The sequence below is a fragment of the Candidatus Methanoperedens sp. genome (genome assembly GCA_027460535.1).
Lineage (GTDB): Archaea > Halobacteriota > Methanosarcinia > Methanosarcinales > Methanoperedenaceae > Methanoperedens.
In genome coordinates this window covers 1-22037 of record JAPZAR010000029.1, presented here as the reverse complement: position 1 = coordinate 22037, position 22037 = coordinate 1, and the positions used below count along the sequence as shown (strand labels likewise).

Sequence of the window (22037 nt, the reverse complement as noted above, 5' to 3'; positions counted from 1 at the left end):
AGGTTACGATTCCTGATGCGGCATGGAACCATTTTTAAACAAGGCAGTGTTATAGCCCCATTGATTGAAAAAATTTTAGATATATTATAGACTGCTACCATGTGCGGAATAGCCGGTGTGAAAGGGAACGATTCGGAAATACTGGTCAGGAGAATGATTAATGTCCTGAAGCATAGAGGGCCTGATGGCAGTGGCGTATACACTGCCGGCGATATCTCAATAGGCAATGTTTTGTTGAAAATCACAGGTGAAAAAAAGCAGCCTGTATATAATAGAGGCGCGCTCACATACAATGGGGAAATTTATAATTTCAGGGATATTGCGAGAAGGCTTGATATTGAAACGGATTCAGACAGCGAGGTGCTTTTTTCGCTCATCGAAAAAAAAGGCATTGAGTCAGCCATCGGGGAATTGGATGGCGATTATGCCTTCGGATATGCGTCAGGCGATCAACTCCGACTTGCTCGTGACCCGGCAGGTGTAAAGCCACTTTATTATGGTTATGAAAACGGAGTATTTGCTTTCGCGTCTGAGAAAAAAGCGCTTCATGTGATAGGCATCAATCAAATATCATCCGTTCCACCCGGATACATGCTCTCACATAATGGGAACGGCACAACACAAAAGAAAGTAGTAAGTTTCGCATGTGGTGAGAGGATTACAGATGAACAAACTGCTTCTGATGCACTATTCAGTGCAATAGAGATGGCTGTGGAAAAGCGCAGGTATAAGCCGTGTGGTATCGCTTTTTCAGGAGGGCTTGACAGTTCTCTTATCGCGGCGTTATCTTACGATTCTGAATTGTACTCAGTGGGTATGGCAGGATCGCACGATATGAATTGGGCAAAAAAAGCGGCTCTTGCTCTTGGATTATCAGATAGACTTCATTGGCATGAACTTGCAATGGATGACCTGGAATCGGCTCTTCCGGACGTGCTGGGAGCGGTTGAATCAACCGACCCTCTCAGGATAAGCATAGCCCTGCCATTGTATTTTGCATCCAGAGACGCGAATGAGGACGGGATCTGCGTGATGATGTCCGGACAGGGCGCAGATGAACTCTTTGCAGGATATAAGCGATATGAATCCATGAAAGCGGATGAGCTCGAAATTGCGCTCCGTAAAGATCTCGATAATATCGCACAGACAAATCTTGAGAGGGATGATGCCGTAACAATGGCAAATGCAGTCGAACTCCGGGTGCCTTACCTTGACCGGGAGGTTGTGGAACTCGCCTTGAGGATCGACCCCGTGCTTAAGATACATAACGGTGTGCGCAAATACATTCTGCGGAAAACAGCAGAAAAAGTAATACCTGCTGATATTGCCTGGAAAGAAAAAAAAGCTGCACAGTACAGCAGCGGATTATATTCGGCGCTTGAAAAGCTCGCGAAGAAAAATGGGTTCCATGGGATTCGATCTCCTGGAAAATATCTGGAAAGCATAAAAGATTTCTGAGCGCATTATACACATCGCACCACATTAAAGCCCTGCACCGAATCTTAAGTTATGAACAGTTTCGCCCCGCTCGCGTGTTTATATAGCAGATGAACAAGTGAAATATCCGGGTGGTAATATATGAACAGGAAAGAGCTGCGCCAGGCATACGGTTTCGCTGCTCACTGACCATCTTGTTTTTTCCCCGAAATACAGGGGCAGGATGCATGTGGCTATGATATGCGAGGGGATAATTTGTAAGACATGCGTGGAGATGGTCATCGAGATTGCTGTAAATCCAGACCATGTGCATATTTTCTTCAAATATCCTCCAAAGTACTCGCTGAGTTTCATCGCAAAGAAGATAAAAGGAGTTTCAAGCAGAATATTAAGGAAGGAGTTTCCCCACCTTCAGGAATGGTGCGGTGATCATCTCTGGGCACCGAGCTGTTTCCATGGGAGTGTTGGGAATGGATGGGAGGTTGTGGAAAATATATTCGTGAGCAAGATGTATATGAATATAATAGGGGAAAATAAGAGAAACGGTATCTACAGGCCTTGGACAATTTGTCCGGGGTATACCGTGACTTGAATGATAATCCTCATGCTCCCAAAACGCAAGGGACATAACAAATAAAATGATTAAAACAACAGAATACAAAAAGATTCCAGCTACAATTATTCATCAAATAACGGGTGTGATAGATGTTGAGGAGGTAAAACGCGGTATAAATGAAGCCAATGAAATTATCAATAAAGTAATTCACAGATATGGCAGGTTTAACCTGATTATCGACATGAGAGGCATTAGTTTTACGGATTTGGCTGCACATAAGACGTGGAAGATATGGTCACAAAGTAGATTAATCGAAGAAAAAGTGAACTACACTGCCATTGTTTTGGTTGATTCACCGCATACCAGGGCAGAAATGGAATTAATGGAGACAGAAACGGTGCAATTCTTTTTTGATTTCAATGAAGACTGCAATTGGCTGAACAATATTTTGAGTATTGAAAAAACCAATTGCAAAGCCCAGATGTTATGAACTTTTAAACGGTTTTCCAGTCTTAACTTTTTGCGCCTATAAGGCGCGAAGCTGCGTACCCGTATACCACCGAATCGGCGAGTATCTCAACCATGTGGTAAGGCGCGACTGCAGAAATGAAGCTCAACGACATCATGCTGGAAATTAAAGGCAGGAATGCTCCCGGAATGTAGAGCAGTGCCGAAGCGACTGCAAAGTTCAATCTCTGCTCTGTTTTGATTCCGGCAAAAACAACTAAAAGGACAACAGCATAAATGAATCCTCTCAGAAGCTCAAGGGGTATCATTAGCGTAATGGAAGGTATAACCAGGCCTGAAGATGGTTGCGAGTAGTACGGCATCACGAACGGTGATACCATCAAGCCGAAAATGAAATAAATAAGGAAATATACGGCCGATGCTGCGATTATTCTTTTCACCCAGGAACTTGCGGTTCTTGATCTTATATGGCTTTTCAATGCAGCAGTTATATCATTGCTTCCTTCAGGTCGTAACAGGAAAATCGCTGAGGCGCTTTCCAATAGAGAGATGAAAAGAGAAATTAGAATTGCCATTATCAAAGATTCAGATTGGTACACTTTAGTGAAGAAATACGCTTCTAACAAATTATTGAAAAATCCAATCATAAAAAGGCTGAACCAGATGAGTATAAATGCACTACGGGGTTTCAAATCCACTTTCGAAATGAACCATGCAAGAAATATGGCAAGCACAAAACCTTCGAAAACTGGTATCAATGTGAAAGAGAAAGCCCGGGAATAAATCAGAGACAGTATTATGCCCAATATTAAGACTCTATAAGCAGATTTTGTCATTGCCATTTCTGACTTCATAACCGTTCTTCACCTAGCACCTTAATAGCTCCATAGTATATTTTAATGATTGTGCATTGCAAACCTGAGATAATTGAAAAAAAATCAAGTCAGATTTTATTTATCTAAGCGCGATATGATTTGACCCATCATCAATATTCCAAAGTTACTAAGTTTCATCTTGTTCACATCTTAATTATTTGTCCTAACACCAAGCCTATTGTTAGAAGACCTCCTATGATATTCAACAAGCAATGCGTAATAATACCCAGTCTGATATTGCGTTTCCACCATAACGCCAGTGTTAGTGGTAGCACACCCAAAAAGACGGTTGGATAATTGTAAGGCTGCCAGAAGTGATATATCGTGAAAAGAAAATGCCCTATCACAGGAGTCCACAAACCAAATCGGGAAATTCGTGGCATCAGGTATCCGCGAAAATAAATCTCCTCGATGAGTGGAAATACTATTCCATTGAGCATTAATGCAAGTGCAAATGTTATGATAAGTGATGATTTGGGATAATGCACATATTGGGTCGTATCCGCCATAACGAACCATTTAGGCAGCCACGATAACATGTCAATCAGAATCGTATCAAGCGGGCTTGTAAGTATCAAAATAATGAAAGCTAGAATTGTAAGCAATGGGACCAGATAGGCATATAGCCTGATTGGCATATGTTCCCGGTAGAGAACTATTCCACGTAGAGACCATTTGCCATTTCTCTTTTTTCCCTGATAGATTAGATGTCCCAACTCGAAAGTTATCAGAATGAACAGTGAGACCAGGAGCATTGCAAAGATGGGTGGATATCCCAACGTATGGCGATGGGTGCTGTTCCAACATACAATATTACAATCAATGCCCCAGGCAGCAAATGCAGGATGATAGATTTTGTAATGGAATGCTGTTGAATATGAATTGCTACCTCCTTATAATATTATTTTATTCTTCCTTTTTGTTTTTCGAATTGTTAATATTATGCAGACTCCACAGGTATTAAAGTGGTTCTTGACTGCCCGTGCCTCAATGAGAAGGTAAGATATTAACGCATAAACCCTTCACGAAAGACGGCGTTTGCCATGAGCCCAAATGACAGTGCTGCTGCCAGCAAATATATTCCTGTACTTAAAAAATCCCCATTTACAAAGGGAAAAAATGCCAATATAAGGCTGGCAAGTCCTGTGATACCGCTACCATACAAAGTAAAAAGTTGGATTGTCAAAACCAAAGTTTTCGGATCATTATTCATTTTTTATTCCTCTTTTTTGTTTTTCGAATTTTATTGCTGTACAGAATGCACAGGCATCAAAGTAGTTTTCGACTGCCCGTTCTCCATCCAATCAAATTGGACAGTTATATTTAAATCCGTTTCTGGCATGGTCTTCTCTCTTGTATATTCCGAATCAAATGACATTAGTGATCCTGTGTTCGGAGGCAGGTCGCCTCCTATTGGAATATTTTTCCTGACAACTTTACTATTCGCCGTATCTTCAAATATTATTACGGCAGCTAGATTTTTGGCAACCATGTTTCCATCATTCCAGAATGATCCGTGTACTTTTATGATTTCCATTTTTGTATTATTTTCTACTGCTCCCTGCGAAATACCAACTTCGCTAACAATATGTACATATTTACTTTTTTGCATTGGGGCAAAATATGCAAGTACTGCTATTGCACAAACTGCCAGAATTGCTACTACAATAATAACCAATTTTTTTCTTTCTATGTTTTTCATATTTATCCACCTGTAATACATTCGACCTGTTTTCCTTGCAGTATTATAAGAAAGGTCTTGAGGATACTCAAGATACAATCTCTTTTCCATCCAGGGTGATATTTTCTCCTGCAAGGTATGTTCCACTATCGGTTGAGTTTGCAGTATAGTTTGTATCAATATCTACTGAATCGTTTTCGCCATTGACATTTGCATCAGCTTTTGTATTATCCAGGCATCCTGATAATAGAAGAATGGATACAATTCCCTATATAATATATATCTTTTTCATTGAATCACCTCCTTTAATTATCATCTATTAAATTACTCCTAGACATCTAACTCTTAAAAGACTTTCTTAAACTACGAATGGTTTCGTAGTTATAGCAGTCGACCCTTACTGAATATTGAACTATTGCTCTTCGCCCAATTCTGACCTGGCATACCTGAATACTTGGTATAAAAAACCTATCTCGTCCAAACATGTTGGACTGTGCGGCGGCGGCGCAGGCTCGTAACTCTGGTTTGGGGTGTAGTATATGTTAAAGAATTTCTTGTCAGGATAATCATGGTCTACAGCCTACCCACGCCTGTTGTACTCATTGTTTCTCCATTTATCATCGGCTTCGCTACCATTTTCACTATTATCTGGACGTTCTGGTATGCAAAAAAGATTCGCGAACGGTTATCACCCTGAGGAGTTATCGCATAAAGGCATAAGAGGTGTGGCTATCGATATTGTCGAGGAGGTCAAAGAGGGAAAGGGCGCGGAATTGATAGTTGGCGGGGAAATCCGCGATTTTACGCCCCGCTTCAGGGAATCAGCATATATGCCTAAAGAAACTTGCGGGCGAGAAGACGCCGCGGAATTTGAGGCTATGAAGAGGGCTGTGGGCGGCGCAGGCTGTTGAGAGGAACAGAAGGGTAGTTGAAAGAGTGAGGGGGAAATAGATATTCATGAAAATGGGATATACAGGCCTCGTACATCGTACGGGGTTTGGGTGACTTTTATATCAACTCAAGTCTGTATTGATTGCTTCAAATCTGTGATCCATGCTTTCAAATCTATAATCCAGACCCTGAAATCCAGACATCATTTCTTTCCTGTAGCTCTCAATTTCCTTTCTAAGACCATCAATCTCAATCTTTGTCTCATTTTCGAGACCTTCAATCTCTATCTTTGTTTCATTTCTTATGCTCTCTATTTTAACATCCAGGGTTTTGACATCGCCGCTGATCTCACTGAGCCTTGGCAATGATGCACGTTCTATCCGGCCAGGTATTTTTTCAGCCCATGATCTGCATTTAAAGCACATTCCATTTAACTTTTGGTTGATAGCAATAGAAACCATTAATAAGTATCTTGGGCATTTGAGTCTGGTTTAAAATTAAAGGGATTTTGATGAAAGATTATATTATAAAAGACATAAACCTTGCAGATGAGGGAAAACAGAGGATCGAATGGGCACGAAGACATATGCCAGTTCTCCAAAAGATAAAGGAACAGTTCGAAAAAGAAAAACCGCTTAAGGGCATCAATGTGGTGGCATGCCTTCATGTGACGGTCGAGACCGCAAATCTCATTCATGCCATGAAGGCGGGGGGCGCAAATATCGCCTTAACTGCCTCAAACCCGTTGAGCACACAGGATGATGTTGCTGCAGCCCTCGCTTCCGAGGGAATCAAGACATTCGCGATAAAAGGCGAGGACGAGAAACAATATTATGAGTGCCTTGAAGAGGCGCTTAAGATCAAACCTCATGTAACATTAGACGATGGCGCAGATACCATAGCACTTGTGCACTCAAAGCACCAGGAATTGATAAAAGGCATAAAAGGCGGATGCGAGGAAACCACGACAGGTGTGATAAGGCTTCGAGCCATGGCTGCAGAGGGCGCTTTGAAATACCCGGTGGTCGCAGTTAACGATGCCGAGACCAAGATGATGTTCGATAACCGCTACGGCACAGGGCAGAGCACCATACACGGGATAATGAACGCAACGAACATACTTTTTGCCGGGAAAAACATCGTAGTTGCCGGTTACGGTTGGTGCGGAAGAGGAGTATCTTCACGGGCTCGCGGACTGGGCGGCAACGTTGTCGTTGTCGAGGTCGAGCCCAGAAAGGCACTTGAAGCTGTCATGGACGGGTTCAGGGTAATGCCAATGAAGGAAGCGGCAAAAGTCGGGGACTTATTTATCACTGTCACCGGGGACATCTCCGTTATCAGCAAAGAACATTTCCAGGTCATGAAAGACCAGGCGATAGTGTGCAACTCAGGGCATTTCAATGTTGAGATCGATATCCCGGCACTTACCGCGATGTCAAAGAAAGTCAACCAGATAAAGAATGATGTGCAGGAATTTGTCTTGAAAGACGGGCGGAGAATCTACCTTCTTGCTGAAGGCAGGCTCGTGAACCTTGCCAGCGCATTCGGGCATCCCCCTGAGGTCATGGATATGAGCTTTGCGAACCAGGCACTTGCCGTCAGGTACATCGCAGAAAAAGGCAGCACGCTTGAGAACCAGGTCTACAGGGTGCCGTTCGAAATAGACAGCCGCGTGGCTAAACTCAAGCTTGAGGCCATGGGTATTGAGATAGAAACCCTCACCGAAGAGCAGGATAAATACCTCCATTCCTGGACAATGGGGACATAAGATGCAGTTGGGGATAAAAGCGGTCGAAGATTATCTGCAGGAATTATACGGAAGCGCGAAAGTTACCGCGATAAGCGAACTTGGCGGAATACCCCTCGAGGTTGAAGAAGGCATCAAAGGATTCGGTTACGGCAAGCCCTATCTTATCGTATTTGAGGCAAAAGGAAAAAAGCATTCTGTCGTTCTTTCATCCATGCGCGTACAGAAGGGTTTCGGGCATGACCATTTCTCGGACAGGGCTCAGATATTGATATGGCAGAATTCTGTTTTTAATAACTTGCCCTCTCATGCGCGATCTCTTGACGTTGGGTACTTCACGCACGAGGGTGAACTTTTTTCCGCCGGGAAGGCTGAAGAGTATTTCATTCTAATGGAAAAGATCGAAGGGAAGGAATATTTCCTTGACCTTGAAAGGATAAAGAAGGAAGGAAAACTCACTTCACTTGATAAGGAGAGGACAAGGGCGCTTTCCTCATATCTTGCCAGGATCCATGCCGCAAAGCATGATGACCGGGAACTGTACCTGCGGAAGATCAGGGATAATGTTGGGCACGGCGAGTGCATCATGGGATTGACGGACAGCTATCCTGAAAACCTGGATTTTGTGAGCTGGGACGACCTGTGCGAAATTGAAAAAAAATGCGTGGACTGGCGATACAAAATGAAAGGAAAGGTTCATCGCCTCTGCATGACACATGGCGATTTCCATCCCTGGAACATCATGTTCCGCGATGGTGCGGACTTTACTGTTCTTGACAGAAGCCGGGGGGAATGGGGCGAGGCTGCTGATGATGTTTCTTCTATAACAATGAACTACATTTTCTATTCATTGCAAAAATATGGTGAGCTTGCCGGGCCTTTCAAGGAATTGTATGAACTCTTCTTTAACAATTACCTTGAAAGAACAGAAGACAGGGAGCTGTTGGAAGTGATCCAGCCTTTCTATGTTTTCAGAAGTCTTGTGGTAGCCAGCCCCATATGGTACCCCAATCTCGACCCCGGCGTGCGCACCAAGCTTTTTAATTTTATCGATAATGTGCTTGATAGCGCAGAATTTGATTATCAAGACGTAAATTCTTATCTATAGGGGAAAAATGGCCTTTGCAGTCTGGTTCACGGGTCTTCCGGGAAGCGGTAAGACGGCGATCGCATCGCGTACAGCGTCCATCCTTAGGCAAAAGGGATCCAATATAAGGATCCTTCAGCTTGACGAGATCCGAAGGGTCCTTACGCCTTCTCCGAAATATACGGATGAGGAGAGGGATATTGTATATGCCTCCCTTGCATATATGGCAAAACTTCTCACGGAATGCGGGGTCAATGTATTTATTGATGCAACTGCGAACAGAAGGAAATACCGTGATGCAGCCCGAAGGATAATCCCGAATTTCGCCGAAGTGTTTGTCCGGTGCCCACTCCCGGTATGCATGGAACGCGAGGCCCACAGGAAAGCTGTGTTTTCACCAAAGGGGATATACAAAAAAGCAGCGGGTTCGGGGGCAACCGTTCCGGGTGTAAATGTGCCATACGAAGAACCCCTTAAACCTGAGATAATTATAGATTCTGATAAAATGAGACCTGACGAGAGTGCACAAAAAGTCGCTGATATCATAATCACTCTTTTTGGAGAATTGCATGCAAATTGAAACTTTGATCGAGATAGGGATCGAGATCAGGGATGTTATCAATTCTTTCATAAAGGAAAATGAGGATTACGGCGAGATGGTCGTGAAAAGGCCAAAGGACATTACGCGCAAAATGGATATGGCCGCAGAACATGCGCTCGACGATGCCCTGAATGAACGCGGGCTGTCTGCAAGAATAATATCGGAGGAACTCGGGGACAGGACAGTGGGAAAGCATCCGGAGTTCATGCTTATTTTTGACCCCATAGACGGCTCTACCAATGCCACATGCGGGATTCCGTTTTTCTGCACATCGCTTGCTTATACGGATAAGACTGATATCGCAAATTTCGGGGATATCGGAATGGCTGTGATCTGCGATATACAGAACAATATCTATTGTGCCCAACAGGGAAAAGGCGCTTTTTTGAATGGAGAAAGAATGATTGATAAAAAAAGGGGCACCCGCCTAAAACCTGTGGTTTCGGTGTATTCTTATGGCGTGCCTGAAGTACCCCCCGGTCTAATTGAACTTGAAAAATCCATCATAGTCAGGGCGTTTGGCAGCATTGCGCTTGATATGTGCTACGTGGCAGATGGAACGCTGGATGGTGTGATCGATACGAGGGGGCTTGTGAGCGGTTATGACATAATGGCGTCGGCTTTGATTTTGAAAGAGGCGGGAGGAGTGCTCACAGATCTTGAAGGAGAGGTTATAGCTAATGATGTCAGGGCGACCGGTCTATCTATTATCGGGACGAAAAATAAGGAACTGCGCGATAGAATTGTGAAGGCATTGGAGATGTGATTGCGCTACCCGGGCTGGAGCTCTGCTTCAGATTATCAGGGAAAAGGAATCCATCAGCGAACTGGCTGAAGCATAAAGAGTCAAATATGTATAATGACCTCACTTTCTTAGAAGGTAAAGGTTTACTTGAGCTTAAGGAAGGTAAAAATCATGTCAAGAAAGTGCCTGTTATTGATTACGATGCGCAGTCCCGCAGACTGCATGATTCATGATGTTGCTTATTTACATTGATAAAGAAATTACAAACTAAGATAACAGTTATAGGTGAGTTATGAAATTTCAGTTTAGAGTTAATGACGATTTTCCACCTAAAAAAGATGGTGCAAATTCGATGTGGGGCAAACCAACAGAGGCAAGGCGACTTGAAAAACTTCGTCTGGCTGCCCTACGAGTTTTACAGGGCAGAGAACCTTTAAAATGGAACATCCGACTTTCAATTGAAATTCATGTTGGACCTGTTAATAATACAATTACAGGGGATCTCGACAACTTTATCACTGGAGTTTGTGATGGACTTATGGCAGCAGATGAACGGTCCAAACTAGATATGCGATGGTCTAATCCTGAACTGAGGGATATTCACCCGAGTAAACCGCTGGGAATATATGACGATAGTGAGATTTTATCTATCAAGGCAGAAAAGGTAGTAGGAGACACTGACATACCATGGTACGAAGTCATCCTTGAAGGAGATTAAGATGTAGGTTATGGATTCTGGAAATTTCACAGAACGCCAAAATCACATCTTTCAGGGAATTTATCTGGCTTTTTATCGCTTCTCTGAGTAGGAGATATGTCTTTCCACATGAGCTAATACATGATTGGAACCGAAAAGCATAATTTAGTGTTTATACATTAAACAAATATTGAAATAGGTAAATAATATGACCAAAAAAACCCGCAAACGATGTGAGAACTGTGATGGCTTCATGAAACCAATTGAAGGTACGAAATATAGTTGGTTTTGTGAGTTTTGTGGCGCAAAAGTAATTAGTTCTTTGGATAAAGAATTAGCGGATGCGTATATCAGACAATTAAAAGCTAAACGTGAATTAAATAAATAAAACAAGATCCATTAAAGAGATTTCTAAAATGGACATTGTTTTTTCGACCATGTTATTCCTTCAGTAAGAAGGACCTTTAAGGGTTCTATACTTGATTTGATAATCTCAAAATCATCTCCGGATCCTGATTCTTCTTTACTTCCATGAACAAGATTTGATCTAACCAAATATAGAATTTGCCCCAAAGATACGATTCGCTCCAGTGCAGGCCGATATTCATCTTGAAGTATCTTTTGATATCTAATGCCGTCATCTGAATATCCAACCATAAGTTTTTCGCCAATTCTTCTATTCATTTTCTGTATCGGTTTACGTCGGCAAAAGTACTCGACTTCGTTCTTAACTTCATCAATTATTTCTTTAGCCTTTGAATCACCAAGTTGTTCAAGCAAATTTTGAATTTTCTCTTGTTGACTACCATCAATTTTATTAATTACTCCCCATTGAAAATAAATGGCGTTAAATCCTGCGAAGTAAAAGAAGAACTTAGAGTATATATCTTCTGTCTCATTCCCCTTTCTCAGCCAACGTTCGGCTATATTATGTTGATTTCTAATAAAATCATCCACGCCCCATAAACTAGCTTTACTAGGAATATATCTTTTTATATTTTTAGAGTTCATATAAATTATTCAATTGCTTGCTAAACTAACAAGTTACGTTATTGTCCATTTTTAGTATCCATCATTTTTTAAGTTTTATTGTGCAGAAATCCATAAAATCTTTACCCAAAGGGGAAACCCTACCACTGATAATATCTACTCCGCTGCCTGCCGTCATGGTACCAAATATATTCCTATCTGTATTCGTAAAACCCATTTGGTAAAGGTCTCCAAAAATGCCTTTCAAAACATCCAATGGAACCTCATTAAAATAAGTTTGAAGTGTTCGAGAAAAATTATAACCTTTAACATTTCCAGGTTTTATTCCAATTTCTGCAAAGCAATCAACAGGGAAGCTCAGAAATCTCAACATACCGAGATGAAGTGGAGATAATGTCTCAATTTTTTTCAAATAGTACTCCATTGTATCCGCCTTAAGATCTCTTCCTCTTAATGAATTTACAAGTAGCGCCATTAAAAACTCTAATTTCTCTTTCTGATAATTCTCAAGAACAAGTTTATATGTTTGCTCAAATAGATATGCAAATTCATCCGTTCTTACGAAATCTTCGTTTATTTCATCTTTAAACCTTTCGATGTTTTCAGATAATTGTTTAATAAAATCAAGAAGTCTTTCTAGTTTTTTATTTGGAATATAATCATTGACAAGCGAACCAAGAGCCCCTCCGATAATTGGTATTCCTGAAATCGCAGCTTTAACTAAATTTACAATATGGTCAGAACTAGGGGTTTTATCTAAATATGCTGGAACAATGGTCTTTTTTGTGAGTTCCTTCTTTTCACTCATTTTTTATCACTTACCAAATTTGCAGATTCTTTCATTCTTTGCATAATTCATTCGTATACGATATTGGTATATAATATTATTCGCGCCTATTTTTAATTTACATGGGGGTTTTCCTATAATTTTATACCTTTCCGAGCATGAAAGACCCATCGTTTTAAGTCACAAACCCCGGACTTAATTCCATGGCCTGCAGATAGTGTTTTTATATAATGCAGAAGCTCTCCTTTCAGTTCTTTTATTCAAATCGATACTCAGGGTTCATACGCAAAATCTTATAGCAAGAGCGAAAGTATTAAAATACATAAACCAGTCGCAGTACTTTTAACCTCACCAAAAGCCGCCGGTAGGCATAATAAGAAGCTGCCTCATTAAAAATCCAATTTGAATATAAAGATCATAACAATCTTTATCTCATTCCAGCCTGATTTCAGCCTGTAATGTTTGTTGAAGGGTCGAATCAAATAATAAAAAAAGAGCAGAGGGCGCAAAGTAATCGCGTATCTGCGTTCATTCGCGTTACTGACACGTATGGCGAAGCCATACGTGAATGCGCCCTCCAGAGGCGTGACTCTGGGCGCCTTCATCTGCGGTTTGTATTTAGAGGGCTCGATACATGAAATTCGCCGCCAGCGAAGCAATGCTGGTTTATTTCAACGGGCTTGAAACAGAGCTCAACCGCGCGATCGCCCTCGCCAACAGCGCGCGCGCCAACGGCGCAGACCCGAAGCCGGAGATAGAGATCCCGATAGCGAAAGACCTTGCAGACAGGGTTGAGAAACTCATAGGCGTGGAGGGGGTTGCCAGGCGGTTAAGAGAGCTTGAAGAGTCAATGTCGAGGGAGGAGGCTTCGCTGCAGCTCGGTCTTGAAGTCGCGAGCGGGAAGATCAAGCAGTTCGATTCAAAAAAGGATGCGATAGAGGCCGCTGTGAGGATCGCCATGGCTGTGCTCACGGAAGGCGTTGTTGCTGCGCCGATAGAAGGAATAGCAAAGATCGACCTTGCGAAAAACGATGACGGCTCGGAGTATATCAGGATCTATTATGCCGGTCCCATACGGAGCGCAGGCGGCACGGCGCAGGCGCTTTCCGTGCTTGCCGCTGATTATGTGCGCATCAACCTCGGCATCAACAGGTTCGTACCGCGGCCGGAAGAGGTCGAAAGGTACGTCGAAGAGATCACCGCATATCACAGGGCAGTTCACCTGCAATACCTGCCTACCGATGAGGAAATTCGCCTGATCGTGCGCAACTGCCCTATCTGCATAGACGGCGAGCCTACGGAAGAAGCAGAAGTGGAAGGGCGCCGGGACCTTGAAAGGATCGAGACGAACAGGATACGCGGCGGTATGGCTCTTGTCATCGCCGAGGGCATCGCGCTCAAAGCCCCGAAGGTGAAGAAACATGTGGACAAGCTCAAACTCGACGGCTGGGACTGGCTTGAGAAATTCACGGTCACTGTCAAAAGCGATGATACTTCGGCACAGCTAAAGCCGAAGGACAAGTATCTGCAGGATCTGATCGCAGGAAGACCCGTATTTTCGTATCCCTCAAGGCCGGGAGGCTTCCGGCTCAGGTACGGGAGGAGCAGGAACACCTGTTTTGCAGCGGCTGGTATCAGTCCTGCCACAATGATCCTGATGGACGATTTTCTTGCCGCAGGAACCCAGATAAAGATCGAACGCCCTGGAAAGGCCGCAGGCATTGCGCCCGTGGATACGATCGAAGGGCCTACCGTGCGTTTGTTCAACGGGGATGTTTTGAGAGTTGATACTGCCGAAGAGGCTCAAAGGATCAGGCCCTCAGTACAGAGGATCCTGGATATCGGTGAGATATTGATAAATTATGGGGATTTCCTTGAGAACAACCATCCTCTGGTGCCGTCGTCATACTGTTATGAGTGGTGGGTACAGGAACTTGCTTCCAAAACACCTATAAAAGACCTGGGAGATTTGAAAAACCCGGATGAAAATAAAGCACTCTCGCTCTCCGATACCTACAAAGTACCCCTTCATCCAAAATACACCTATCTCTGGCATGATATCAGCCTTGATGAATACTGCGAGCTTGCAGAATACATCCAGCAAAATGGTAAATTCAATGGAAAACTCTCAATTCCACTTGATAGTAAAATAAAAACTATTTTGGAGACCCTTCTTGTCCCGCATATCGTGCGCGAGAAGCAGATTCATATCGAAGAGCCATTGCCATTTATCCGGTGCATGGGACTTGCAAGGGATCTGAAAAAAACATGGACAGCAACAGAAACTGATATCATGGAAACTGTTTCCAGGATGAGCGGAATTACTATACGCAGGCGGGCTCCCATCAGGATCGGCGGAAGGATGGGAAGACCTGAAAAATCTGACAAGCGTGAGATGAAGCCGGCGCCTCATGTACTTTTTCCCATCGGTGAAGCAGGCGGACGGCGCCGCTCGCTCCAGAGCGCCAAAGAATACGTTGACGACGATGGTGGGGAGAGGAATAATGAATTCAAAATAGGGCTGTCTGTCCAGAAAGAAAAGGTCGGGACGATAAAAGTACAGATAGGCGAGCGCATCTGCCCATCATGTAAAATCCGGACTTTCAAGAACAGGTGCAAATGCGGAAAATTTACGAATGCGGTCCTGCGATGCCATGCATGCGGGATTGAGGTGAACAGGCCGGTATGCCCGAAATGTAAAAAAGAAACTACCTCAGTGACAGAGACTTCTGTAGATCTCAAGAAAGAGTACATGGATGCCCTGGAAAATGTCGGGGAAAGGGATAATGTTGCAATAAAAGGGGTCCTGGGTCTTACTTCGAAAAACAAGACGCCTGAGCCGCTTGAAAAAGGCATCCTGCGTGCAAAACACGACATTGTGATGTTCAAGGACGGCACTGTGAGGTATGACCTTTCCGACCTGCCCCTCACCCATATCAGACCCAGAGAGATAGGCGTTCCGGCGGCGAAACTGAAAGAACTGGGTTATGAGAAAGACATATATGGCAGGCCGCTTACAGACGAGAACCAGACCCTTGAACTGAAAGTGCAGGACATCGTTGTCTCAAAGGATTGCGCAGAATACCTGCTAAAGACCGCGAGATTTGTTGACGACCTCCTTACGAAATATTATAAAGTGGGTTCTTACTATAACATGAGCAGGACAGACGACCTCATAGGAAAACTTGTTATCGGACTTGCCCCCCATACCTCTGCCGGGGTACTCGGGCGTCTGATCGGTTTCACCACTGCATCCGTGGGTTATGCACATCCCTTTTTCCATGCTGCAAAACGGCGCAACTGCGATGGTGACGAGGACTGCGTAATGCTTCTGATGGACGGGCTTTTGAATTTCTCGCGCTCATACCTTCCCGACAAGAGGGGAGGACAGATGGATGCGCCGCTTGTGCTGACCTCGCGCATCGACCCCAATGAAGTCGATAAGGAAACACATAACGTAGATGTGACATTCCAGTACCCTCTCGAGTTCTATGAGGCCACAATGAAATTCATGAACCCCAGGGATATCGTGAAACTAATGGATACAGTGAGCGGCAGGCTTGGTACTCCAGCACAGTACGAGGGTTTTGGTTTCACCCACGACACTTCCAATATTGCAGCAGGGCCTAGGAACAGTGCATACAAGACACTGGGGACCATGATAGAGAAAATGGACGCTCAACTCGCCCTGGCACGGAAAATAAGGGCTGTTGACCCCCAGGACGTTGCAGAAAGGATCATAAACTCGCATTTCCTGCCTGACCTGATAGGGAATCTGCGCTCTTTCTCTAAACAGAAGGTCAGGTGTACAAAATGCAATGCAAAGTTCAGGCGTCCGCCCCTGCGCGGCACCTGTCCCAAGTGCGGCGGGAATATCGTGCTTACCGTCCATGAGGGCTCTGTGAGAAAGTATCTTGAAACATCGCTTCGCATCGCAGATGAGTACAATGTAAGGCATTACACGAAGCAGAGACTGGAACTGCTCGAGCTTGAGATGAGGTCATTGTTCGAGAGCGATAAGGTGAAACAGAAAGGGCTTGCGGATTTCATGTGATTGGAATTTTCATTTTTCCGCTGGCCAGGATGTCTGAAAGCTCCGCAAGTTCCTGGGATGACAGCGTCTCTGCCCTGACGTCCAACTTTTCCCGCGGCAGCCTTTCCACATCACTTTTCTTGATCCCAAGTGAAACTGCATTATTCAATATGGCATTCCTGAGCTTTTTCCTCCTCTGGGAAAAGGCTGCAGTGATGAATCTCATAAAAAAATCCTGGTCGCTAACTTTGAAAAGCGGCGGTCGGGGAACCAGCCTCACAATGGCAGACCTGACCTTTGGCGGGGCGCTGAACGCGCTTTCTGGAACGACCTCCAGCAACTCGGCGTCAGCATAATACTGGACAGCAATTGAGAGCCTGCTGTAATCCTCGCTGCCCGCCTTTGCGACCATCCTTTTTGCAAACTCATACTGGTACATCAAAATCCCAAGTTCGAATTTATATCTCAGCAGTTTGAAAGTGACAGGGGAGGATATGGAATAAGGCAGATTGGATATCACTTTATTAAAATTCGGGAATTCAATCTTCCGCGCATCTCCCGTTATCACCTCAACATTATCCCACCTGTCAAGAGATGCTGCAAGATCAGGATCCGCTTCAATTGCTATGACCTTTCCGGCTTTTTCAGCTATCGCCCCGGTAAGATTGCCATAGCCCGCGCCAATTTCCAGCACGATATCGGAGCGATTTAATCCGCCGAAGTCTATTATCCTGTTGAGAACCCGTTTATCTATTAAAAAATGCTGGTCCTTTTTATACCATTTCACAGTGAACCCGCTAATGAATATCTTCGGCTTTATCTTTTTGGAGGCGTCGGGGTCGTGAAAATCCGGTATTTTATGGTCTCATCCTTTAATTCATCCATAACCCTGTTCGCGATCAGTTTCTCCGGAGCATGGAGACCTTTGACCCTTTCAACGAGGTTCTTAAAAGATGTGAACTCTCCTTTTTTCCTCTCGTCTATTATACCCCACATGAGTTTTTTACCTATTCCCGGCAGCAATTCAAGCATATGCAAACGCGTTGTTATGGGATAAGCATCATTAAAGAAAGATAAGAACCTGTTTTCATCGGTCAGGACTACCTTTTCTATTACGGGCGGAAGTTCCATCTGGGCTCCATGGGTAAGCTCATTATAGATGATACGCCTCTTCACATGGTCTATTACAGGCCTGTCCCCTTCCCCTATATACACCCTGTCCTGGGCCTTCGGCATCACGTTCTCTTTCGGAGTCATCTCCATTAATACAAAATGTTTTTCGCCGACTCCCTGTGCAAGAGGTTTCTTCTGGTACATCGGACGATTGTCATCAGAACGTCCATAATGCAAGTAATCCAGTATATATGCAAAATCTTCTTTTTCCGCCTTTTTCCCGAAAGTTATCATCAAATACCACTGACGCTAGCGTCTCCTTGCTCAACCACTAATAATTAGAATAGAAGTTTATATAGTTTTACAATCAGATTCAAGCAAATTTAAGAACCAGTTCCAGAATCTGTTTCAATTCCTGTTCTGTAAGGGTATACCGTTCCTTTGCATATATCGATCTTATCTCATCATTGGATAGTGGCAGAGTATCAGCGATCCTTACTGCTATCTCAGGTTTCATTTTTTCAAGTTTTATAAGTTCATTCACAAGTTCCCTGGATTTGATCGGATCGAGCCTTGCAAACATCTCAGCATGTGATATTGCTTTTCGCAATTCATAGCCCAGTTCCTTGCCCTCTTCATTCTCTCTTTCTTCTCTCACCTGATCAAGCACTTGCCGAACTTCAGGCAGGGTCAGTATTTCCTCGCCGAGAATCTGTTTTACTATCATTATTTCACCGGTTATTTTTGTGAGGTCAAATGTTCAGGCAGCGCAATAACTTCTTTCATAAGCCCGCCGTCCCGAACCTCAACAAGATATGCACGACCGCGCTGACCTACGACCCTTCCAGTCTTACCCTGGAATTTGGGGTGCGGCATGCCATTCTGGATTCCCGGGTCAAGATCAATATTTACGAGATCACCTTCGGCAAATTCCTGTACAGCCCTGCTTATTGGAGATAGTCCTTTTTCTCTTACTGTTTTCTTGAGTTTATATCTTGATTTTCTTCTTGTTCCGTGGGTTTTTGCCATAATAGTCCTCCGAATTATAAGTGTTATAATATAAGTTTATTCTTTCCCGTCTACTTTAATGACTTCAAGTTCTATAACCTTTGCTTCACTTCCGGTAAGGCCAGCCAAACTGGGCATTGTGCGCCCGCCATCCCCGGAAACAAGTTCCTTGACATAAAGCCCACCTTCGCAATGGATAGTGATGACTGCGGTATTATCACCGAAGGATTCGATAGCCGTCGAATGTACCTTGCGTACCCTTTCAAGGTCGGCCCGCCTGTGAAGCACTCTAGTGGGTGTTTTCTGTTTGATAAGGGTTCCGCTTATTATGTCAAGGGATGATTTAAGTTTTTCCTCGCTCGTATTATGTTCTATCTTAAGGCGATAAACCTTATTCGCTTTCATTGATTTTATCTTCTCTACTGTTTCGCTTTCAACGAATTTCAGCCCCGTTACCTCGATTTTTCCTTCTGCTTTGCTGTTTATTTCATATTCGAGCGAAATTAGATCGATATTTCTCAGATGAGGCTTTTTTGCCTCGACCACGAACGGTCTCCCCTCGCCAAGCATCAAGGCATCGATGTCCTCGCGCCCCGCTCCGTGAAACGCCGTATCCTCGCATTCTGCAGCCTTGATAAGATGCGGTCTTATGAGCTCGTCCACTGATTCCTGATACATCCTGCCTGTGTTGTCACAGCGCTCGCATCCCTTGCCGCCGCATACCCTGCACGGCCATCTGGTCTGTGGGATACCCCGGACCAGTTTCCTGTACCTGCCGTATATGTACAGAGAGTTCACTTCGAGTTCAACCGCATCATTTTCAAGGTCAAGAAGTGCTACTATTTCCGGTTTTTTGAGGTTTGCCCGCTTTCCTGTTATTTTTTCTACCCTTTTCCCCACTTCGCGGTTAAGTTCTGTCTTCAGGGGTTCTGCAAAGGTAGTCCCGCTTTCTGCCCAGACAATCTCTTCATTTTCGGCAAGGAGACCCGTCATCTTCGTGCCTACAAGAAAATTGCCGTATTCATAGTCCGAAAACGCACCGAGGACCTTCTCAGCCCACGGATCTAAGTGCTTGAAAAGATTGTTGCATACCCAGCATTTGATCTCACCTTCGCTTCTGGCAAGCTCTCCTTTCAGTGTATCATCATTTTCTGCACCCGCCTCCATGGCAAGCACGAGTTTTAATGCTTTGCCCCGCCTGTCATTTGACAATCCGGTTGAAAGCTTAGCGAATTGTCTCCCCAGGCAGTTATCGCAGATAGGGCCTTCATGTACGATTTTGCGCGCCGTATCCAGAATTGTCATCCGGGTCTGAATAAGCGCTGGATTCTATATACATTTCTATGGGTAGTCGTTCAGCGAAATAATTTTTATAAAATTACAATATTATATTATATAATAATTATTTCATTTCCATGATTTATATCCACCAAAATAATGATCGGTGAATTCAAAAACTGGCCTGGCTGTTGTCTTATCTTTCTTTTCCACAAATTCAGTGGCTGATTTTTTTTCAGTCAATTCGCCAACCCCGACCGTGACCAAGGCGGTCGAAGTCAAGAAAATCTTCCCATGTACGTTGTATTCGACCCATCCATCGCGATATCCATTCATATAACCCAAAACGGCCTTTACCGGGATGACTTGTTTTGTAAAAGCGTCACCATCTTTAATTGACATCTCTCCACTGAGCATTAGACTTGCAACCGTGGCCATCCATGCTGAACATACACCAGTTCTTCCATGAGTTAGATAGTAATCCGGCATTAACCAGGGAATATTATCCCTATCAAAAATCCCATAAATGCCGAAGGAATAATTATTGACAAAGGGTTCATCCGTCAAAGAGAGAATATTGCCTTTTGCATCGATGCTTGCTGGAACCGATTTATTTTTATATCGGATCCTCCCGTCATAATTGACATACAACTGCGAAGCATAATACTTTACCCATTCATTATCTGGAGTGATATACGATGAGGGATCTTTTGCATACCATATATCATTGGCTTTATTTACAAGATACGGTCTCATAACAGGAACATATGAGGGCTCAGGATACGGCTTTTCCGCAAGTGAGATAATAGGAACCTGGGCTTGAATCGGCGTACTGGCCGCCACGGGTATCTCTGCCGCAGGTACGGCAATTTGTATTTCCGGTGAAGCAAGGATATTTCCCCCAGCAAAATTTGCCTGAAGCGCCAGCATGCCAGAAATAATTAATACAGGGGCGATTAATAGATTCATCTGCTCTCTCCAAAGGGGGCTTGAGCAATGCTGAGTTTTGGCGACCTGCGTTGCTCAATTATTATTATATTCCAGATTTTCCTCCCATTTCATTCAAGATGGTATTATTCAAAACCGTCAATGATTATTATAATCATTATAATATTACCTATTAAAACTTTCCCCTGGGAATATGCGTTGAAGCACATACCCTCAAAGTTCAAGGACCAGGCCTTCCTGGAAAAGCTCAAATTATCAGCCTAAAATCATTATGCGCATCAGGCCTTATGGAGTTCCATAAAGATTTGCGTTCAGAATGCTATTTTCCTATCCATCTCATTATGCAATAGAACAATGCAATGGTCGGCATGGAGAGAAAGAGGCCCCACGCTAACTATTTCATTGTCATGAGTTTCTATTGTTCTCTCCTCATCTTCCGTAAGGCCCATGTGGTCGCCCAGCACGAATAAAGCGTCACCGTAAGACACATCGGATGTCTTCATACGAATATCCCCCCCATCCTCCCGCAGATTGGTTATTTTTTTGCCCAGTTCACCCAGGATGTCGCCAAGATCCCCCTTTTTTATACTTACTCCGGGCGTAGATTCTGTCCAGAATTCCAGGGCATTTTTCTCAAGGGCCTTTTTTATAAGGGATGCTGCGCTTCGCTCATCCGGGCTCAGGTACCTTACATACCTTCCATCAAAGCAGATGAGCTTCGGCGGGGAAGGTTCCCCTTTCAGGACAAGATATATTCTGACATCCCTTCGCAGGTCATGGGAGAGAAAGAGCGCAGCATTGATGCATCTGCACAGGATATCCATGCGTCCTGCAGCGCCTGGGAGATCATTCAATGAAAACGGGGCAGTTACGGCTTTGTGGCCAATGATTATGAAATCTTTCATGGATGAAGAGGATGGCATCATTATTAATAAAAGATGGCTTGTTGGAGACCGTTCAATTCGTGACGACATGTTAATGCCTCCATTAATCTTTTTGGGTAGCGTGGTAACGGTCCGATTACCAACATGACCATATCGGTCGACTTCGTGACTGGACCTTTCCGCGCAGCTGTCGATATGCATAAAAGAACAT

At 43.8% G+C, this 22037-nt stretch carries 26 protein-coding genes and 1 pseudogene; 13 read left to right on the top strand and 14 right to left on the bottom strand.

Annotated elements, in window-relative coordinates:
* Nucleotides 1-99: 99 nt before the first annotated feature.
* From O8C65_13370 to O8C65_13360, 3 genes and pseudogenes are all read left to right on the top strand, one after another.
* Nucleotides 100-1458: an asparagine synthetase B gene (locus O8C65_13370; protein ID MCZ7357912.1), complete on the top strand. Its 1359-nt coding sequence runs from the start codon at nt 100-102 to the stop codon at nt 1456-1458.
* A gap of 151 nt (nt 1459-1609) precedes the next feature.
* Nucleotides 1610-2029: pseudogene (gene tnpA / locus O8C65_13365) on the top strand (IS200/IS605 family transposase).
* Nucleotides 2030-2075: 46 nt separating this feature from the next.
* Nucleotides 2076-2483, top strand: coding sequence for a hypothetical protein (locus tag O8C65_13360; GenBank protein MCZ7357911.1), 408 nt, complete (start codon nt 2076-2078; stop codon nt 2481-2483).
* 22 nt (nt 2484-2505) lie between these two features.
* On the opposite strand, the gene O8C65_13355 is transcribed toward O8C65_13360, so the two are convergent.
* From O8C65_13355 to O8C65_13340, 4 genes are all read right to left on the bottom strand, one after another.
* Entirely contained in the window at nt 2506-3315 is an 810-nt protein-coding gene (locus tag O8C65_13355; protein MCZ7357910.1) for a hypothetical protein, read from the bottom strand.
* A gap of 164 nt (nt 3316-3479) precedes the next feature.
* Nucleotides 3480-3974 carry a CPBP family intramembrane metalloprotease gene (locus O8C65_13350; GenBank protein ID MCZ7357909.1) on the bottom strand — a complete coding sequence of 165 codons (495 nt, stop codon included), beginning with the start codon at nt 3972-3974 and terminating at the stop codon, nt 3480-3482.
* Between the two features lie 368 nt (nt 3975-4342).
* Nucleotides 4343-4549 carry a hypothetical protein gene (locus O8C65_13345; protein MCZ7357908.1) on the bottom strand — a complete coding sequence of 69 codons (207 nt, stop codon included), beginning with the start codon at nt 4547-4549 and terminating at the stop codon, nt 4343-4345.
* 30 nt (nt 4550-4579) lie between these two features.
* Nucleotides 4580-5128 carry a hypothetical protein gene (locus O8C65_13340; protein ID MCZ7357907.1) on the bottom strand — a complete coding sequence of 183 codons (549 nt, stop codon included), beginning with the start codon at nt 5126-5128 and terminating at the stop codon, nt 4580-4582.
* Nucleotides 5129-5679: 551 nt separating this feature from the next.
* Between O8C65_13340 and O8C65_13335 the strand changes: the two genes are divergently transcribed.
* Entirely contained in the window at nt 5680-5928 is a 249-nt protein-coding gene (locus O8C65_13335; protein ID MCZ7357906.1) for a hypothetical protein, read from the top strand.
* Nucleotides 5929-6030: 102 nt separating this feature from the next.
* On the opposite strand, the gene O8C65_13330 is transcribed toward O8C65_13335, so the two are convergent.
* Nucleotides 6031-6369, bottom strand: a complete 339-nt coding sequence (locus O8C65_13330) for a hypothetical protein (protein ID MCZ7357905.1) — start codon at nt 6367-6369, stop codon at nt 6031-6033.
* 50 nt (nt 6370-6419) lie between these two features.
* On the opposite strand from O8C65_13330, the gene ahcY reads away from it, so the two are divergent.
* The 7 genes from ahcY to O8C65_13295 all read left to right on the top strand — a co-directional run bounded on the left by ahcY (nt 6420) and on the right by O8C65_13295 (nt 11173).
* Nucleotides 6420-7676, top strand: coding sequence for an adenosylhomocysteinase (gene ahcY, locus O8C65_13325; GenBank protein MCZ7357904.1), 1257 nt, complete (start codon nt 6420-6422; stop codon nt 7674-7676).
* A gap of 1 nt (nt 7677) precedes the next feature.
* Complete coding sequence (locus O8C65_13320; protein MCZ7357903.1) at nt 7678-8763, top strand: phosphotransferase; 1086 nt, start codon at nt 7678-7680, stop codon at nt 8761-8763.
* A 7-nt stretch (nt 8764-8770) separates the two neighbouring features.
* The gene (locus tag O8C65_13315; GenBank protein ID MCZ7357902.1) at nt 8771-9322 is read left to right on the top strand and encodes an adenylyl-sulfate kinase; all 552 of its coding nucleotides are present in this window, start codon (nt 8771-8773) and stop codon (nt 9320-9322) included.
* Nucleotides 9312-10109 carry a hypothetical protein gene (locus tag O8C65_13310; protein ID MCZ7357901.1) on the top strand — a complete coding sequence of 266 codons (798 nt, stop codon included), beginning with the start codon at nt 9312-9314 and terminating at the stop codon, nt 10107-10109. The genes O8C65_13315 and O8C65_13310 overlap by 11 nt, the downstream gene beginning before the upstream one ends.
* The gene (locus O8C65_13305; GenBank protein ID MCZ7357900.1) at nt 10106-10321 is read left to right on the top strand and encodes a hypothetical protein; all 216 of its coding nucleotides are present in this window, start codon (nt 10106-10108) and stop codon (nt 10319-10321) included. Before O8C65_13310 ends, O8C65_13305 begins: the two co-directional genes overlap by 4 nt.
* A 59-nt stretch (nt 10322-10380) precedes the next feature.
* Nucleotides 10381-10806, top strand: a complete 426-nt coding sequence (locus O8C65_13300; protein ID MCZ7357899.1) for a hypothetical protein — start codon at nt 10381-10383, stop codon at nt 10804-10806.
* A 232-nt stretch (nt 10807-11038) separates the two neighbouring features.
* Nucleotides 11039-11173: a hypothetical protein gene (locus O8C65_13295; GenBank protein ID MCZ7357898.1), complete on the top strand. Its 135-nt coding sequence runs from the start codon at nt 11039-11041 to the stop codon at nt 11171-11173.
* A gap of 23 nt (nt 11174-11196) precedes the next feature.
* Here O8C65_13295 and O8C65_13290 read toward each other — a convergent pair whose 3' ends face one another.
* On the bottom strand, nt 11197-11796 hold the full coding sequence (locus O8C65_13290) for a hypothetical protein (protein ID MCZ7357897.1): 600 nt from the start codon (nt 11794-11796) through the stop codon (nt 11197-11199).
* 61 nt (nt 11797-11857) lie between these two features.
* Nucleotides 11858-12583: a hypothetical protein gene (locus tag O8C65_13285; protein MCZ7357896.1), complete on the bottom strand. Its 726-nt coding sequence runs from the start codon at nt 12581-12583 to the stop codon at nt 11858-11860.
* A gap of 437 nt (nt 12584-13020) precedes the next feature.
* On the opposite strand from O8C65_13285, the gene O8C65_13280 reads away from it, so the two are divergent.
* Complete coding sequence (locus tag O8C65_13280; protein ID MCZ7357895.1) at nt 13021-13200, top strand: hypothetical protein; 180 nt, start codon at nt 13021-13023, stop codon at nt 13198-13200.
* Entirely contained in the window at nt 13197-16616 is a 3420-nt protein-coding gene (locus O8C65_13275; protein MCZ7357894.1) for a DNA polymerase II large subunit, read from the top strand. Before O8C65_13280 ends, O8C65_13275 begins: the two co-directional genes overlap by 4 nt.
* On the opposite strand, the gene rsmA is transcribed toward O8C65_13275, so the two are convergent.
* The 7 genes from rsmA to trmY form a co-directional block, all read right to left on the bottom strand.
* Complete coding sequence (gene rsmA, locus O8C65_13270) at nt 16609-17403, bottom strand: 16S rRNA (adenine(1518)-N(6)/adenine(1519)-N(6))-dimethyltransferase RsmA (protein ID MCZ7357893.1); 795 nt, start codon at nt 17401-17403, stop codon at nt 16609-16611. The two genes, O8C65_13275 and rsmA, sit on opposite strands and share 8 nt — an antisense overlap.
* 8 nt (nt 17404-17411) lie before the next feature.
* Nucleotides 17412-18002, bottom strand: coding sequence for a DUF655 domain-containing protein (locus O8C65_13265; protein ID MCZ7357892.1), 591 nt, complete (start codon nt 18000-18002; stop codon nt 17412-17414).
* 79 nt (nt 18003-18081) lie between these two features.
* Nucleotides 18082-18435 carry an RNA polymerase Rpb4 family protein gene (locus O8C65_13260; protein ID MCZ7357891.1) on the bottom strand — a complete coding sequence of 118 codons (354 nt, stop codon included), beginning with the start codon at nt 18433-18435 and terminating at the stop codon, nt 18082-18084.
* Nucleotides 18436-18446: 11 nt separating this feature from the next.
* The gene (locus O8C65_13255; GenBank protein ID MCZ7357890.1) at nt 18447-18737 is read right to left on the bottom strand and encodes a 50S ribosomal protein L21e; all 291 of its coding nucleotides are present in this window, start codon (nt 18735-18737) and stop codon (nt 18447-18449) included.
* A gap of 36 nt (nt 18738-18773) precedes the next feature.
* Nucleotides 18774-20021 carry a tRNA pseudouridine(54/55) synthase Pus10 gene (locus tag O8C65_13250; protein MCZ7357889.1) on the bottom strand — a complete coding sequence of 416 codons (1248 nt, stop codon included), beginning with the start codon at nt 20019-20021 and terminating at the stop codon, nt 18774-18776.
* Between the two features lie 102 nt (nt 20022-20123).
* Nucleotides 20124-20963, bottom strand: coding sequence for a hypothetical protein (locus O8C65_13245; protein MCZ7357888.1), 840 nt, complete (start codon nt 20961-20963; stop codon nt 20124-20126).
* Between the two features lie 290 nt (nt 20964-21253).
* Nucleotides 21254-21847: a tRNA (pseudouridine(54)-N(1))-methyltransferase TrmY gene (gene trmY, locus O8C65_13240; GenBank protein ID MCZ7357887.1), complete on the bottom strand. Its 594-nt coding sequence runs from the start codon at nt 21845-21847 to the stop codon at nt 21254-21256.
* Between the last annotated feature and the right edge of the window lie 190 nt (nt 21848-22037).

What these genes read in the sequence shown, in the direction of transcription:
- O8C65_13265 (MCZ7357892.1), bottom strand. Translation starts at nt 18,002, where the DNA reads ATGATAACTTTCGGGAAAAAGGCGGAAAAAGAAGATTTTGCATATATA.
- O8C65_13275 (MCZ7357894.1), top strand. Translation starts at nt 13,197, where the DNA reads ATGAAATTCGCCGCCAGCGAAGCAATGCTGGTTTATTTCAACGGGCTT.
- O8C65_13300 (MCZ7357899.1), top strand. Translation starts at nt 10,381, where the DNA reads ATGAAATTTCAGTTTAGAGTTAATGACGATTTTCCACCTAAAAAAGAT.
- O8C65_13290 (MCZ7357897.1), bottom strand. Translation starts at nt 11,796, where the DNA reads ATGAACTCTAAAAATATAAAAAGATATATTCCTAGTAAAGCTAGTTTA.
- trmY (MCZ7357887.1), bottom strand. Translation starts at nt 21,847, where the DNA reads ATGAAAGATTTCATAATCATTGGCCACAAAGCCGTAACTGCCCCGTTT.
- O8C65_13335 (MCZ7357906.1), top strand. Translation starts at nt 5,680, where the DNA reads ATGCAAAAAAGATTCGCGAACGGTTATCACCCTGAGGAGTTATCGCAT.
- O8C65_13350 (MCZ7357909.1), bottom strand. Translation starts at nt 3,974, where the DNA reads ATGCCAATCAGGCTATATGCCTATCTGGTCCCATTGCTTACAATTCTA.
- O8C65_13320 (MCZ7357903.1), top strand. Translation starts at nt 7,678, where the DNA reads ATGCAGTTGGGGATAAAAGCGGTCGAAGATTATCTGCAGGAATTATAC.
- O8C65_13260 (MCZ7357891.1), bottom strand. Translation starts at nt 18,435, where the DNA reads ATGATAGTAAAACAGATTCTCGGCGAGGAAATACTGACCCTGCCTGAA.
- O8C65_13280 (MCZ7357895.1), top strand. Translation starts at nt 13,021, where the DNA reads ATGTTTGTTGAAGGGTCGAATCAAATAATAAAAAAAGAGCAGAGGGCG.
- O8C65_13295 (MCZ7357898.1), top strand. Translation starts at nt 11,039, where the DNA reads ATGAAACCAATTGAAGGTACGAAATATAGTTGGTTTTGTGAGTTTTGT.
- O8C65_13370 (MCZ7357912.1), top strand. Translation starts at nt 100, where the DNA reads ATGTGCGGAATAGCCGGTGTGAAAGGGAACGATTCGGAAATACTGGTC.
- O8C65_13360 (MCZ7357911.1), top strand. Translation starts at nt 2,076, where the DNA reads ATGATTAAAACAACAGAATACAAAAAGATTCCAGCTACAATTATTCAT.
- O8C65_13355 (MCZ7357910.1), bottom strand. Translation starts at nt 3,315, where the DNA reads ATGAAGTCAGAAATGGCAATGACAAAATCTGCTTATAGAGTCTTAATA.
- O8C65_13330 (MCZ7357905.1), bottom strand. Translation starts at nt 6,369, where the DNA reads ATGGTTTCTATTGCTATCAACCAAAAGTTAAATGGAATGTGCTTTAAA.
- O8C65_13345 (MCZ7357908.1), bottom strand. Translation starts at nt 4,549, where the DNA reads ATGAATAATGATCCGAAAACTTTGGTTTTGACAATCCAACTTTTTACT.
- O8C65_13255 (MCZ7357890.1), bottom strand. Translation starts at nt 18,737, where the DNA reads ATGGCAAAAACCCACGGAACAAGAAGAAAATCAAGATATAAACTCAAG.
- O8C65_13340 (MCZ7357907.1), bottom strand. Translation starts at nt 5,128, where the DNA reads ATGGAAAAGAGATTGTATCTTGAGTATCCTCAAGACCTTTCTTATAAT.
- O8C65_13310 (MCZ7357901.1), top strand. Translation starts at nt 9,312, where the DNA reads ATGCAAATTGAAACTTTGATCGAGATAGGGATCGAGATCAGGGATGTT.
- O8C65_13245 (MCZ7357888.1), bottom strand. Translation starts at nt 20,963, where the DNA reads ATGAATCTATTAATCGCCCCTGTATTAATTATTTCTGGCATGCTGGCG.
- ahcY (MCZ7357904.1), top strand. Translation starts at nt 6,420, where the DNA reads ATGAAAGATTATATTATAAAAGACATAAACCTTGCAGATGAGGGAAAA.
- O8C65_13250 (MCZ7357889.1), bottom strand. Translation starts at nt 20,021, where the DNA reads ATGACAATTCTGGATACGGCGCGCAAAATCGTACATGAAGGCCCTATC.
- O8C65_13315 (MCZ7357902.1), top strand. Translation starts at nt 8,771, where the DNA reads ATGGCCTTTGCAGTCTGGTTCACGGGTCTTCCGGGAAGCGGTAAGACG.
- O8C65_13285 (MCZ7357896.1), bottom strand. Translation starts at nt 12,583, where the DNA reads ATGAGTGAAAAGAAGGAACTCACAAAAAAGACCATTGTTCCAGCATAT.